10 protein-coding genes are annotated in these 15,165 nt (G+C 38.7%); 6 read left to right on the top strand and 4 right to left on the bottom strand.

Annotated elements, in window-relative coordinates; all coding sequences use genetic code 11:
* Window positions 1-44: 44 nt before the first annotated feature.
* From MR764_RS08915 to MR764_RS08895, 5 genes are all read left to right on the top strand, one after another.
* Window positions 45-1,079 carry an Imm63 family immunity protein gene (locus MR764_RS08915; RefSeq protein WP_247979064.1) on the top strand — a complete coding sequence of 345 codons (1,035 nt, stop codon included), beginning with the start codon at window positions 45-47 and terminating at the stop codon, window positions 1,077-1,079.
* A 186-nt stretch (window positions 1,080-1,265) separates the two neighbouring features.
* On the top strand, window positions 1,266-1,910 hold the full coding sequence (locus MR764_RS08910) for a hypothetical protein (protein WP_247979063.1): 645 nt from the start codon (window positions 1,266-1,268) through the stop codon (window positions 1,908-1,910).
* Window positions 1,911-2,086: 176 nt separating this feature from the next.
* Window positions 2,087-3,892 carry a DUF4209 domain-containing protein gene (locus MR764_RS20360; protein ID WP_247979062.1) on the top strand — a complete coding sequence of 602 codons (1,806 nt, stop codon included), beginning with the start codon at window positions 2,087-2,089 and terminating at the stop codon, window positions 3,890-3,892.
* Window positions 3,885-4,064: a hypothetical protein gene (locus MR764_RS08900; RefSeq protein WP_247979061.1), complete on the top strand. Its 180-nt coding sequence runs from the start codon at window positions 3,885-3,887 to the stop codon at window positions 4,062-4,064. The genes MR764_RS20360 and MR764_RS08900 overlap by 8 nt, the downstream gene beginning before the upstream one ends.
* 156 nt (window positions 4,065-4,220) lie before the next feature.
* Entirely contained in the window at window positions 4,221-6,083 is a 1,863-nt protein-coding gene (locus MR764_RS08895) for a TrlF family AAA-like ATPase (protein ID WP_247979060.1), read from the top strand.
* Window positions 6,084-6,146: 63 nt separating this feature from the next.
* On the opposite strand, the gene istB is transcribed toward MR764_RS08895, so the two are convergent.
* Window positions 6,147-6,869 carry an IS21-like element helper ATPase IstB gene (gene istB / locus MR764_RS08890; RefSeq protein ID WP_247979059.1) on the bottom strand — a complete coding sequence of 241 codons (723 nt, stop codon included), beginning with the start codon at window positions 6,867-6,869 and terminating at the stop codon, window positions 6,147-6,149.
* 36 nt (window positions 6,870-6,905) lie between these two features.
* The gene (gene istA, locus MR764_RS08885) at window positions 6,906-8,435 is read right to left on the bottom strand and encodes an IS21 family transposase (RefSeq protein ID WP_247979058.1); all 1,530 of its coding nucleotides are present in this window, start codon (window positions 8,433-8,435) and stop codon (window positions 6,906-6,908) included.
* Window positions 8,436-9,205: 770 nt separating this feature from the next.
* Here istA and MR764_RS08880 point away from each other — a divergent pair.
* The gene (locus MR764_RS08880) at window positions 9,206-10,675 is read left to right on the top strand and encodes a Gfo/Idh/MocA family oxidoreductase (RefSeq protein WP_247979057.1); all 1,470 of its coding nucleotides are present in this window, start codon (window positions 9,206-9,208) and stop codon (window positions 10,673-10,675) included.
* 206 nt (window positions 10,676-10,881) lie between these two features.
* On the opposite strand, the gene MR764_RS08875 is transcribed toward MR764_RS08880, so the two are convergent.
* Together MR764_RS08875 and MR764_RS08870 are read right to left on the bottom strand one after the other, a co-directional pair.
* The gene (locus MR764_RS08875; protein WP_247979056.1) at window positions 10,882-14,163 is read right to left on the bottom strand and encodes a PAS domain S-box protein; all 3,282 of its coding nucleotides are present in this window, start codon (window positions 14,161-14,163) and stop codon (window positions 10,882-10,884) included.
* Between the two features lie 138 nt (window positions 14,164-14,301).
* A complete protein-coding gene (locus tag MR764_RS08870; RefSeq protein WP_247979055.1) occupies window positions 14,302-15,129 on the bottom strand; it encodes a hypothetical protein in 828 nt (275 codons plus the stop codon).
* Window positions 15,130-15,165: the final 36 nt, after the last annotated feature.

Here is a 15,165-nt window from a genome sequence, read left to right as displayed (position 1 = left end):
AACTTGCAAGTGACCGTTAGCGGTTATTTTGAAAAGACAGAAAAATGTCAAGAATTAGGTATCGACATATCAGAAAAAAAGTAAAAGAATTGGCAAGTAAAATAAACGTACCTGACAATTTATTACCATACTACAAATATTCAAATGGAGAACAATCTCCACTCATTGAGATTGACAGAAATGGGAATCTTCATTATGTTCTCATTGAAAGAGGAAAGGAATTCGAAAGAAAAACAACTGAGGATTCTGATGAACTTTTGTATTGGATTTTTTCGAGTATTACTGCAATAATGTCTTTTAAATACGAACTAAAAAATAGAATCGAAAACAAAGATGTTAGAAGAATTGCATTTGAAAAACAGATAGAACTACTTTCAATACTTGATGAATCCTGGAGTAAAAAAGAATATGAGGAACATCTGAAAATTCTTGAAAAACACCCTTTCGATGATTTATCAGGACTCAGGGCAACATATTGCAGAGAATTACGGGAAAAAGGATTACAAGAAGAACAAATTGAAAAATTAGCTTTTGAAAAATATTCATTAAATGAAAAACAAGACTTATCAAAAATAAAAATTGATTTGGAGAAAAATGTAAAGGATAAAAACGTGCAAAATATCGTTGATACATTTTCAATTTTTCATGATGGAATTATCACAAAATGGACCGGCAATAAAACAAATCTGACTTTGACAATTGAATGTCAATATTTAGCAAATATTATAGATAGTTCATTTGAGTTATTCTTTGTTGATTTAATCAATATCGAGAAAATTAGTTTTAATGCTTGGATGAATCCCATTAATCTACCCCAAAAAGTTTTTACCGAAATAGACCAAGTTTTTCAAGCAAACCTCGAAATTCTCTCAGCCGAAAATTTTGGAGACGAGGTTGTAATTGACTGTAACCAGCATGACACAAACTTTGACTTTTGTGGGGGAAAGTTGAGTATTAAATGCGATGACATCATAATAAAAAATCAAAATAACAAGATTCTAACAATTGACGATTTAGATAGAATTTCAAATGAATATTGGAATAATGTAAATGACAAGAAACAAAAAAACAACCGCTAACAAATTGCAAATTGCATTGCGGGTGCAGTGGTGTGCGTTGTCTCTGCTCCTTTCTTGACCGTCATGTCCTACCGGACACTGACGCTCTTCGAAATCCGCAACGACAACTTGCAAGTGACCGTTAGGGCTAATTATAAAGACGCAACTAATGAGAGAGTTAAATCATCTTACTGAAAAAAATCAACTATGAAAACGACTGGTAATTTAAATCTTGCTTTAATCTTTCTCTTTTTGACAACATGCTTTTCATGCTCAAAAGAAAATGAGAATGAACCTCCGACTTTTAGTAAAGAAATTCTTTATTATTATGGAGATAGTATCATTCATTTAGACATTAATCCACAAATGATTCTTGTAGCTTTTAACGAAGCTGACTATTCAAAAAATCAGGCGATTATGACACTTGAGCAGTATTCAGAAATTGACTTAGAGAAAAGTACTATAGAAAATTATTACCGAACTTATATTTTTTTAAAAAGCGGAATTACTGAGACAGAATATCTAAACTTACTAAAAAGACTCAATTCAATAGCTTCAGTTTATTATGCAACACCTTCTTTTTTTACTGACGGAGGCATTGGATTTTTGACTAACAAATTTTTCATTAAATCAGCAATGACAGAAACTGATTTTGACGAATTTCTTGCGGATAACTCATCAAAATTCACTATGGAAAAAGAGTATTCATCAGGAAACTTACTATTCACTGTCAACAAAATAGAGGACGGTTTCGATGCGATGAATCTTGCAAATGAAATCAATGTATTAGACGGAATAGATTATTCGAGCCCAAGTTTTTCTTATTTACTTGACCAAATGGAAAATGAATGAAATAACTAGCCCTAACAAATTGTATATGGCAGGCGGGGGTTTTAGCGGTCTGACAAGTCAGACCTCGTACCCACTTTCCTGCGGGTCTGACAGGATTTCTTTTCGAAATCCCGCCCGACCACATACAAGTGACCGTTAGCAACAAGTTTAAAAAAACACGTCACAACTAATTAAGAGTGAAAAATATTCCAGACCAAATACAAGAATACTATAATCAGCTAGAGTCGATTACCAAATTCGACAGATGGGAATTAATGAAGCAACTAAAACCCATGACTGAAATGTTCGATTTTGAATGGAATAATTTATTAAATGCAGAACATATAAGTTTACGATTCGCATTACGAGAAGGACAGCTTATTTCTGATTTTTACTCTGTTGATGAAAATGGAAAAGAAATTGGGTTCCCTACCCCTGACGTATATTCAGAGGAACAGATAACTTATCTTAAGGAACGAGCACAATTAGTTAAAAATCCAGTATTAATTGCACGTTACAATCACATTCTATTTTATGTTGATAAAAACCAGAAATATGGTATCAATGCGATTAACGCTTATAAAAAGCTTTTAAATCTTAAGTTGGAAAATGATGCTTACGATAGATTTATTCCAGCAATTGAAGCTATTATTAAACTTACTGAAAAAATAAAATATTGTGTAGAAACGACAAAGAAAGAGCTAGTTGTACTTATCAATGACAAACAAATAGAAATTTATCAAAAACATATTATTTCAACTCTTTTAATCAATTCACCGCTTTTTAAATCTAATGAACTTACTTTTTTCCCTGAGCTTGCGTTGCAGTGGATAGGTCATTCCAAAGAAGCAGGATTTTTTAATAACAAGGAAATTTTAAATAATGCTATTCGGGTTTGTAATAATAACGGAATTGATACTTCAATATATTTTGAAAAGCTTGCCGAGAATGAATTAATCATTTTAAATGAACACCCTGATGAATCTGATTTTATTAGAGCTCAGGCTTTAGGAGAAATTGTCGAATATTATAAAAAGGCTAAAAACACTGAAAAATACGAACTGTATTTAAAAAAATACACTCACGCAAAATCTCAGATTGAACTTCATGCTATTGATGTTTCACCCGATAAAGATGCGCAACGAATCTTAAATGAAGAAATCAATAGGCGGGTAAAAGCAATTTTGACATGGGAGGTTGATGTAATATTCTATCATTTCTCTATTCATACTCACTTGTTCCCTGACATTGACAGTGTCGTCGAAATTGCTACAAAGAATTATAGAAAATCATTCTTACAGCATGTTACAAGTAGTGTGTTTGACATCAACAATAATATCAAGACTTTGTCAGATGAAGAAAACCTTGAGAAAGAGATTTATACTAACTATTCGTATTCATTAGGATTAGGTGCATTAATTGAGCTCATCAGGGTTCTTCAAGTAGGAGCATATAATAGAAAAATTACTTACCATCACCTTTATGATTACTTAAATAGAAAGTCTTGGTTTGGGCAAAGCATTGAAGAAACAAAAATGCGCAGTAGTTCTGACAACAAATCTTATACATGGCTTAATCTCTTAGCTCCTGCTTTGCATAGCTTTATGATTCAAATGGAAACATCTTTCCTTGTTGGCAAAGGATTAACATATACCAATTGGGTTCTGCCCTTAGATTCTTTAACTCTTAAATTTGAAGGTGCTTTACGAGATTTCATAAGAATTGTAGGTGGAAACACGAGTGTTGTAAAAAGAAATGAATTGCAAGAAATGCTTTTAGATGACTTGCTAAACTGTGAAGCTGCCAAGAAAGTATTCTCAAAGAATGACCTTACGTTATTTAAAATGATTTTCACAAAAAAAGGGGATAACATTAGGCACAGTATTGCTCATGGCTTCTATCATCCAGGCGAATATACAATGGAAAAATGCTGTAAAGTATTTTTATGTATTTTACGACTTAGTGCTTATCGATTGACATCAAAAAATGAAACAAATGAATAAAAACCTGTTGCTAACACAGTACATATTGCAGGGCGGGGTTTGGTGGTACGCCAACTGCGGATTCTCGCATCGCAGTTCCTTGTCCTTCGGACAGGAACGCTCTTCGAAATCCGCCCCGACAACATGTACCAACCGTTGTACGCAAGCCACCAAGACAGAAACATCGTACTAATTTGATGAGAAAAAGGAAAATTGAAATACTAAGTAACCCTAACGCACAAAGCATAAGTTTGTCAGCTCATCCCTGCAACCATCCCTTCGCTGCCAAACACATGCTTTTTTTACCACCGCACCAGTGTAAATTTAAAGTCACCAAATACTAATAATCATGAATGACGAAAGAGGTTCAATATGGAGGAAGTGGGATTTACATATCCATTCACCATTTTCAGTTTTAAATAATGGTTTTGGTAATGACTTTGATAATTATGTAAAAGAAATATTTAAAAGAGCAATTGAAAAAAAAATTGCTGTAATTGGAATAACTGATTACTTTACAATTGATGGATATAAAAAAATTATAAATGAATATTTAAATAGTGAAGAGAAACTAAAGGAGTTGTTTTCGGACTCAGAAATACAAAGTATTAAGAAAATATTGATATTACCTAATATCGAATTTAGACTACATGAGTTAGTAGAAGGTAGACGAATAAACTTTCATGTAATTTTCTCAAACGAAGTTCCTATTCGAGATATTGAAGAACATTTTCTGCATGAACTTGATTTTGTACACGAATCATTGCCTTTTGAAAAAGATAACCAACGAAAATTAAAGGAAAGCAATTTAATCGAATTGGGTGAAAAATTACAAAATGAACAAGCTGAGTTCAAGGGGCAAAATCCTTTATTTACAGGAATGCTTACAGCAACTGTACAACACAGCGATATTTCTAAAATATTGGATGATTCAAGATTTTTGAAAAAATATTTAATTGGTGTTCCATCTGATGAAGATTTGTCAAAAATCAAATGGACTGGACAAGGTCATATGATTAGAAAATCAATAATTCAAAAATCAAATTTTCTATTTTCATCGACTCCAAATACAATTGAATTTGGTCTTGGTAAAAAACATAAAAACCAAGACGATTTTATTAAAGAATTTAAGTCTCTTAAACCCTGCATTTGGGGTTCAGATGCTCATGCTTTTGAAAAAATATATGAACCAGATTTTGAGCGATACTGTTGGATTAAATCTGATACAACCTTTGAAGGGTTAAGACAAATAATTTTTGAACCAGAAGAAAGAATTTTTATCGGCAAACGCCCTCAATTTCTAGATACTATTAATAATAGTCCTACGAAATACTTCAATAAACTTATAATCAAATCAATTGATACATATAAAGGCAATAATGGTAAATGGTTCGATAATACAACTATCGAATTTAATAATGGGCTATGCGCAATAATTGGAAATAAAGGTAAAGGTAAAAGTGCAATTGCGGATGTACTAGGATTATTAGGCAATTCAAAAGTTTCAATTACAGACCAGAAGGATAAACTATTTTCTTTTTTAAATAAAAGTAAGTTTTGCAAAAAAGGTTATGCAGAGAACTTCGAAGCAACTATTTTTTGGAATGACGGAATTAAAAAATCGAAATTATTATCTGAGAATATTGACTTTTCAGACAATGAAAGAATAAAATATATTCCACAAAAATTCTTTGAAGATTTATGCTCAACAGAGGAAGATACGAATTTTAGAGAAGAATTAAATAACGTGGTATTCTCAAGGGTTGAAAATAAGGATAAACTTGCTAAGAACACTTTTCATGATTTTATTGCATATAAAACTGAACTTATTAATGACGATATCAATGATTTTATTATTAAGTTGAAGGAACTTAATATTGAAATATTAGAATTAAGTAAAAAGCAATCAACAGATTATAAGACATCAATTGAAAATAAAATAAAAGGGAAACAGGAAGAGTTAGATGCACATCTCAAAATTAAGGAAGAAATCTCGGTAATTAAAAACCCATCAGAAGACAAAGAACTATCTGAAGATCAGAAATCTAAGTCTGATAATATATCCAAACTATTATTACAGATAAATTCCTTGCAAAATGAAATAGAAGAAAATTCTAAAAAGCAAGAAATATTAGAAATTGAAAAATATGTGCAAATACCGACCAAAGTGTGCACCTGTACCGATTTAAACTGTGCAGCTTCGCCGATTTAAAGTGTGCAGGTATTTCACAAGGTCAAAAACACGAACCATTTCTGCTGTTTTGATTAGGTAAAATTAACTTTTTTGGTCATTGACCATCTTCTTTTTTCTTCGCATAGATTCACCGGTCAATTCAATCCGGTGTGATTGATGAACCAGTCGGTCCATGATGGCATCAGCAATGGTTTTCTCACCGATTAAATCGTACCATCCTTTGACCGGTATTTGTGAGGTTACCATTACCGAGCCTTTCCCATTACGGTCTTCAATAAGCTCCATTAAAATCAACTGGTTTTGGTTGTCTAATGGTTGCAATCCAAAATCATCCAGTATAATCAGGTGTTGCCGTTCAAGCTTTGCCATCTCTTTCAGGTACGATCCATCGGCTTTAGCCATCTTTAACCGGGCAAACAATTTGGTGGTATTAAAATACATCACACGATAGCCTTCAATGCAAGCCTGATGTCCCAACGCCGTAGCGATGTAGCTTTTTCCAACGCCCGTACTTCCGGTGATAAGCACGTTCTCATTCCGGTTTAAGTAGTCGCAGTCAGCCAGGCGGATGATGCTGTTGCGGTTAATGTTCCGGCTCTCATCGTAGATGATTTCTTCAACCGAAGAACTGTAGTGAAAGCGGGCATTTTTCACCATTCGTTCTGTTTTGCGGTTATTCCGGTCATCCCATTCCGACTGGATAAGCATCGCCATAAACTGGTCATTGGTGTAGTGATCGGTTTTACCCGTCTCGATGGCCGTTTTAAAAGCTCCGTGCATGCCGTAGAGCTTGAGTTGATTCATTCTCGCTAATGTTGATTCATTCATCGCTTTTGGTGTTTAATTGTAATACTTATTACCCCGTATGTTTGTGTGAAAAGGTAAGCGGGGCATCTCATCTTCTTCTTGTTCTCCCATGGTATCAAGGCCTTTTTGCAGGATTGTTTCGATAGTCCGGTAGTTGTAGATTTCGTAGTCCAGGGCTCGTTTACATGCAGCCGTTAAACGCTCGTCTCCGACCTTTTTGGCAAATGAAAGTACTCCCAGGCAACTCTTGTAAGCCTGCTCGGGATGTACACGCTGCTCCAGCAGCCGGATGATAAACTCCTTCACGTACTGGTCGATTGAAGCGCCCCAGTTAATGAAGCGTTGTGGTGTCCATTCTGTAACAAACTGGTGAGTACTGGCCAGGTGTTCGGGGTTGGTTGTGTAATGGAACGGCTTAGGCTCGCGCTTATGGACTGCTATCTGGTTGTACTTGTGATAAATGACAACGGTTGATACCGAGTAGAGCAGTTTCACTTTTTTGCGGATGTATTGAAACGGGACACTGTAATAGTGCTTGTCTTTACTCAACTGTACATGCCCATTCTGTCCAACTGTAGCTATGCTCTGGTATTTTATCTCATAGGGTTTCTCCGGCAACGGAGACAGCACATCTTTTTCAACGGCATTAAACATCTGCATTCGCGACAAAGGCCGACCTGTGAGCTTTTTATTGTTGTGCAGCTCCAACTCTTCCCGGATTGCTTCATTTAATTCTTCGATGGAATGGAATACGCGGTTACGAAGAGCGGTATAGATTCTTTGATAAAGGATTTTTACGGCTCCTTCAACCAAAGACTTATCTCGTGGGCGATAAGCCCTTGCAGGTAATATGGCCGTCTGATAGTGCTCGGCAAAGTCTGCAAAGGTTTCATTAATGGTCGGCTCGTACTTACTGCTTTGGGTTACGGCCGATTTAAGGTTGTCGGGAACAATAGCCTGGGGTACACCTCCATAAAACAACAAGGCGTTTTCTACCGAAGCTATAAAATCTTCTTTCTGCTGCGAAGGTGTGGCTTCGGCATACGTGTACTGGCTGGAACCCAGGATCGCAACAAAGAACTCAACCTCGCTGATCTCACCGGTTTCTCCATCGATAACATGGAGCTTCTGTCCGGCATAATCAATAAAGAGCTTGTCTCCGGCTTTATGCTCCATGTGCATCACCGGGTTAACCTTTTTACTCCACTGGTTATAAAGGTTCTTAAACTGGCTGCTGCGCAATCCGTCGGGGTGCAGGGCAAAATACTCTTCCCACATCAATTGTTTGGTTACGCCTTTGCGTTTGAGTTCTTTTTCCACGTAGGGAAAGAAGTCATAAAGGGCTTGTAGTTTAGGTGATAACTCGGTTTGATTATGGCTTGAAAACAGCGCGTCCAGCTCAGCATCGCTTTTGCCGGTTATCAGGTCAATGTCCTGCCCCAGTATTTTGAACAGGTTGATGTACTTCTGAACGGTCGTTCGGGAAAGTTGAAGGTAGCGACTGATAAAGGACTTATCCCGTCCCTGGTGATATAATAAAATTGTCTTTCTTACTTTATTCATGTCTGTTCGTTTATTGGCCATCTTTTCGCTTTTTATTGCGAAAGTAGGCCTGCAACAGCCGTGAAAAAGTTCGATGTTTTTAGCTGACCACTTTGCGTCGGTTTGCCTGACCAGTTTGAATCGGATTCACTGACCACTTTGCGTCGGCAGACCTGCACACGTTCCTTCGGTATCGGGTGACCACTTTAATCGGATTTTGCATGATGTCATAGTTTTTCTAAATTCAGCCGGTTAATATTATTGATTTATTCCTAACGCCACCTGTATTGCCTGTCATGGCACAGGTGGTTTTTATTGCCTTTTATGGAAACACTTTGAGCTTGGCCGGGCTATCGCAAAATTTTGTTTTTGAAGAAAAGGTGCTCTCAGGTATTTCATTTTCAAATTACGGCTTTATGAGCAAAATTTCAAGTTAAATGCTCTAGAACAACTTTTTGGAACAACTACTTATTCAGAATATAGATTCCTAATTATCAGTGAATAAAACAGTCGTGATTCTCAGGAATCACCAACAAAAATGAACGTAAAAAATTTTACTCCTATCGCGGAATTGTTCTTAGTTTTTAATGCAGAATATTCAACGTAGAATTCCCAATATCCCATTTTCAAGATTTTGTTGGATATTTTACATTCAAAATTGAGAATTGGTTATTTTGAAATAATAATCGTTCAATACGAGTGTTGCTCTTTCAGGAGTCTCATTTTATGGGTAAATTCAACGTTCAAAATCGGCATTAATCGAACATTCTATTCAACTAAAACCAATAACAATGAACAAAAAATTCAATCGACGAAATTTTATCGGAACCACTGCTGTTGCTGCAGCCGGTTTCTCCATTGTTCCGAGCCATGCTGTGTCGGGAATGGGGCACATTGCACCAAGTGATAAATTAAACATTGCCGGAATTGGCATTGGCAGCAAGGGAGCTGTTAACCTGAAAAATATGCCCGGGCAAAACATGGTGGCCATGTGCGACGTGGATTGGAGCTATGCCGATCCGGTTTTCAAGACCTATCCGAAAGCAACAAAATGGAAGGACTACCGGGAAATGCTGGAAAAGCAAAAAGATATTGATGCGGTGGTTATTGCCACGCCCGACCATACCCATGCGCTGCCGGCTGCTGCTGCCATGCAATTGGGAAAACATGTTTACCTGCAAAAACCACTAACGCATTCGGTGTGGGAATCGCGGTACCTGACAAAGCTGGCCAAAGAAACCGGGGTGGTTACTCAAATGGGTAACGAAGGCCACTCGAAAGATACGGTTTATGAAGTGGCCGAGGTGGTTCATAGCGGATGTTTGGGAGAAATACGCGAAGCCCACGTTTGGACCAACCGGCCCATTTGGCGGCAGGGAATGCCCAAACCCCTGAAAGAAGAAAAAGTACCCGACACTTTGGATTGGGATTTATTTATAGGACCTGCAAAAATGCGGGCGTACAATGCTGAATACCATCCGTGGATATGGCGCGGCTGGTGGGATTTTGGTACCGGCGCGCTTGGCGATATGGGCTGTCACCTGCTTGATGTTCCCAACTATGCCCTTCAGCTGGGTGCCCCAATAGCGTTCCAGGCCAGTTCGTCGCTGGTAAATACCGAAAGTGCACCGGTATCGGCAAAGGTTTCGTATCTTTTTCCGGCAAGAAAAAATCTGCCGTACTGCGCTCTTCCCGAACTGGAACTAACCTGGTACGATGGCGGATTAATGCCCGCACGGCCTTTCCATTTGCCGGTTAATGCACCGATGAATCCCGGCGGAGGTTTTATGTTTATTGGTAGCAAAGCTATTCTTATTGCTGAAGCCTATGGCGACAAATGGAAGGTATACCAAAATGGTGAGGAAATTGTGCCCGAAACAAAAGTTACGCTCGAAAGGATTTCAGATGATCCGAATGGCGGAGGACGGCACGAGATGCATTTTGTTAATTGCTGTAAAAATGGTGGAAAACCAGCTTCCTGTTTCGAATATGCCGGCCCGTTTAACGAAATGGTGGTAATGGGAAACCTGGCGGTACGGATGCAGTCGCTGCAGAAAACGCTGCTTTGGGACGCCGAAAATATGAAAGTCACCAATATTGCGCCGGATGAAACACTGAGGACAACAGAACTGTTCCCCTTCACTTCGGATGTAGTTACCCAGTCAGTGGAAAGCGAGTCGAAGAAAATGGTGAAATGGAATGCGCAGGAAATGTGTGCTGAATGGATAAAACATACCTACCGCAATGGGTGGAGCTTGTAAATCGGTTTGTATTCAGGATAATAAGTACTGATAAATAAAGAACATTTTCAGGTTGACTATTCCTTTCTTTGCTAAGGGGTAGTCAACTTTTTTTTCATTTAGTTTCGAATCAGATTTATATCTGGTAAACTTCAGCAAGCATTATTACTTTGCTGAAGTTGTACAACTTTACGATCTGATTAAAAGCAGAGCAGGGAAGATGTTGATCAATTAGCCTGTAACTTTTCCAGAAGCAATTGTGTTTTTACCGGTTTTGTGAAAAAGTCGTTGCACCCTGCCTCGCGCGCATTCCGCTCATCCTCGGGCATGACGTAAGCGGTTTGAACAATGATCCTTACCTGGCTGTCGGTTTCACGTATTTTCCGGATGACTTCCAGTCCGCTCATATCCGGAAGGCCAATATCAATTAAAATAATGTCGGGAGCTTCCGATTCGAACAGTTCCAGTGCTTTGGCTCCGTTTTCTGCAAAAAACAGGTTGGAGTAAATTTTTCCGAGTACCTGCCGGAAATAAAAAAGACTGGCGATGTCATCTTCCACAACCAGGATCTTCGTTTCGGTGTTTTTCTTTTTTGCTTCGTGAGTTTCTGTTAGCTGGTTGTCAGTGGTGGTTGGTGCGGTGCTGAGATCGATCGACAGACAGGGAAGTTTGAACCAGAAGCGTGTGCCTTTGTTGGGCTCCGATTCGAGATGAATTTCGCTGTTCATCATTTCGAGCAGTTTTTTCACAATAGCAAGTCCCAGCCCTGTGCCTCCGTAACTTCTCGAAGTCCCTGAGTCTGCCTGCGTAAAACGTTCGAAAACGAGTTGTTGATTTTCTTTTTCAATACCCACGCCTGTATCCGAAACAAAAAACTCAAGTTCAGTTTCACTTACCGAAGAAACGCCAAAGCATATTTCTCCTTTGTGAGTAAACCGAATGGCATTATCAAGTAGGTTTGAGAAAATCTGCGTTATTCGCTCTTCGTCTCCTTTTATAAAAACGGGTTTTTCGGGTTTCTTTGACAGCAGTTGAAAACCAATGTTTTGCTTGCTGTCAGACAGGCGCTTTTGGAATATGGAATTTATATTATCCAGCATACCACCAACTTCGAACGGTTTTTCATCGATGGTTGTTTTGCCCGTTTCCAGCCTTGATATGTCGAGAATATCGTTAATGATTTTCAGCAAGCCTTCAGAACTTTTGTTAATGATCTGAGCAAACTCGGCTTTTTCGTTCATCGGCAGGTTTTCGTCGTGGGCGAGGATGTTACTGAAGCCAACAATACCGTTGAGTGGCGTTCTTATCTCGTGGCTTACATTGGCCAGAAAAGCCGATTTCAGGCGCTCGCTTTCTTCAGCTTCTTCTTTTGCTGCCACCAATTCCCGAAACAATTGTTTTTTTTCGGTTACATCGTGAATAATGCTGTGTAATATCTGTTTTCCCCGATAGTCTATCCTGTTGCTGAAAACTTCAACATCTTTAATTTCCCCGTTTGCCAGTCGGTGTTTGAAATCAATACTTAGGCGTTTACTCTCCAGTGTTGTGTTGATGTAGCCCAAAACATTCGTTTCGGGCATACAGTTAATCTGGGTGATCTTCATATTCTGAAGTTCATCGATGCTCCATCCATAAAAATCAGCTGCAGCCTGATTGGCTCTTACAATAGAGCCATCCTCCGGATCGATGAGTAATTTTACTGCAATATGATTTTCGAAAAGTAAACGATAGGCGCTCTCGCTTTCCTGTAGTTCTTTCTTCGTCCGAATCCGTTGTGTAACATCGGGAGCAATGTTTAGCATTATCCTTTTACCACCGCTTATGCCAAGAGGGGTATGGTAAAAATACCAGATTCGTTTAGCGCCGCTTTTAGCGGTAATCTCATACTCACCGCTAAATACAGTTTGGGGTTTATCGTACAGGCTATTGATGAAATTTTTTCTTTCTTCGGCCTGGTCTCCAAATGCTTTTTGTGTCCAGGTATCCAGGTCAGGCAATTCATCAAGTGTGTAACCCGAAAAGTGTGTCCATCCTTCACTCAGGTTTAGTATTTTACCGGTTTCGTCGTGAACCATGATGGGAATGGGAGCCATAAGGATTGAATTCCGAAATCTTTCTTCACTTTCTTTGAGTTGCTGTTCAAACCGTTTTCGATCGGTAATGTCCTGTATGGTACCGATTATCCGTAATGGGTTTTGAGAATCGTCAAACTGACATTCTCCCTGCCCGTTTACCCAGCGTTCCTCTCCGTTGTCGCTGCGGCTGATTCTGTATTCCAAATCAAAAAAGGTCTGCTTTTCGGCAACACGATTCTTAAAGTACTCGGTCATCATTTTTCGATCATCCGGATGTATCAGATTCATCCAGGTGGCTGTCGTTTTTTCACTATCTGCTTTTATTCCGAATATATTATCGAGTACTTCAGAAGAAGTCCAGCAGTCTTCCCGGATATTGAACTCATAGGTGCCGATTTTCCCGATTCGTTGCGATTCCCTTAACCAGAATTCGCGTTCGCGGTACCTGGCTTCACTTTTTTCAAGAATTAATTGTTGTTCTCTTTCTGCTGATTGGTCTCTGAAAACGAGAACAACTCCGATGATTTGATTTTCTTTATTTTTTATGGGAGCTCCACTGTCGGCGATGGGGATTTCATTCCCGTCTTTTGAAAGGAGTAGGGTATGGTTGCCCAGTCCAACAATTTTCCCTTCGCTGAGCACTCTTTCTACCGGGCTTTCGACCTTCTCTCTGTTGAATTCATTGATAATCCGGAAAACTTTTTCCAGTTCTTTGTTTTCTGCTTCCGAAAATTTCCATCCGGTCAGATTTTCAGCTACCGCGTTCATTTGCGTAATTTTCCCATATGCATCTGTACAAATTACAGCATCACCAATGCTCAGTAAAGTAGTTCTGTAAAGTTCTTCAGCAGCTCTGATTCTTTGCTCTCCGTATATGTACCTGTCGATGACCTGGAATAAACGGGCAATAAAAGCAAATATTAAAGGAAAGATTACCAGAAACGGAGCCCATATCTTTTTAAAAAGCTGAATGGGTTCTATCGGGAGCATAAATTGGCTGACCATCACCACAAGTTGAGAAACCAGACCAATACCAATAAAGATGGAGAGGTTAACTTTGTATATACGGTCGCGCAAATAGTAGCGAAATATCAATCCGGTTAATCCGGATAATACAATGGTTGTTACGCCCACATATATCCCGATACCCCCAATATATATCCGGTAAGCTCCTGCAAGCACAATTGAAATGAGGACAGGAATGCCACCTCCCCAAAGCCCGGCCAGGGTCATTACAACCGAACGTCCGTCGTAGATTGTACCGGTCTGGTACTGATAGGGCATCATCATTGCAGCAATAGCTACCAATCCAAACCACGTTCCGTTGATGAGCCGATAATAAATGTCTTTTTTGGGGCGATAGAATTTGATGGTTCCACTCAGAAAGGATAAAGTGAGCAACAATGCTGCATTCTGGATGAATATTTTGAACATTTATAAGCGGTAAAATAGGTTAGTTTTTTATGAAATTATGCCTCTTATTCAATTTGGCATTTTTACCTTTTTCGACGGGCGAAATTTCATTTTTTTTCTTAGTTGTTAGATTGAATAACGGAGCCATAAAACAAATGTTTATTCTGTTTTTAATTTTAGCAAATACTGTTCTACTATTTTGGCAAATGCTGAGGTTTTGTTTTCTTCGCTAAGTTTGTTGTATCGTTCGCTAATAGTAGCTGAATCAAGGATTTCCATTTCGCGGCTTAAAGCATAGGCGTCAAAAAACTCGTAAATACGATGGACTTTTATCCCGTAGTCGGTTAATGCGCCTTCGGCTGTAAGTGCATCGCGGTATTTGCCGACAACTTCTTTTTCCACTACTCCGGAATGCTGTAGCTCTTTTAAAACCAGGTAACCATTCAATCCCGGAAAAACGATCGACCGGAGAAATTCTGTTTTTTCGTTTTCGAGGTTTTGCACTTTTTCGCGGTACGAAATCATTTTCTGATCGCGGCCATCATCGTCAGCAGGAGTTTCATTCAACTCTTTTAAAAGATCTGCGTTCAGTTGTTTTTCCAACTTTTTGAACGTGTAATATTTATTCAGGTCGTCCGAAATCTCAGTTCCTGAAAAGCTGGGACCGGCTTGTTTGTCAGGCTGTAATTTCAAATGATCGCCATTGCGCAGCATACAAATCAGTTCGGTTTTTTGATCTTCACCGAAAACCAGGCAGAACGGTTCAAGTCTTTCGTCGCCGTTTTCTCCCGCGAAGGTAAACTTTCGGTGATTGGTTTGCGTGGAGTCAATCAGGCTCGCTTCCGGATAAAGCCGATAGAGAAAAACCATTGATTCGGATTCAGCCGTTCCTTTGATTTCCCAGTTTTTTTTATTGCTATCGCACGATTGAAACAGTCCGGCTACAACAACCAGAAAAAGTACCTGTATGATTCTGAAGTTGTTCATTTCTTTCGATTTAATGATTTCTGCTCCTTATGGAGC

The sequence above is a fragment of the Maribellus sp. YY47 genome (assembly GCF_023111095.1).
In the GTDB taxonomy this organism is placed as follows: domain Bacteria; phylum Bacteroidota; class Bacteroidia; order Bacteroidales; family Prolixibacteraceae; genus Draconibacterium.
Note: the sequence above shows the minus strand (reverse complement) of the source record. Positions and strands in the feature narration are given on the sequence as shown.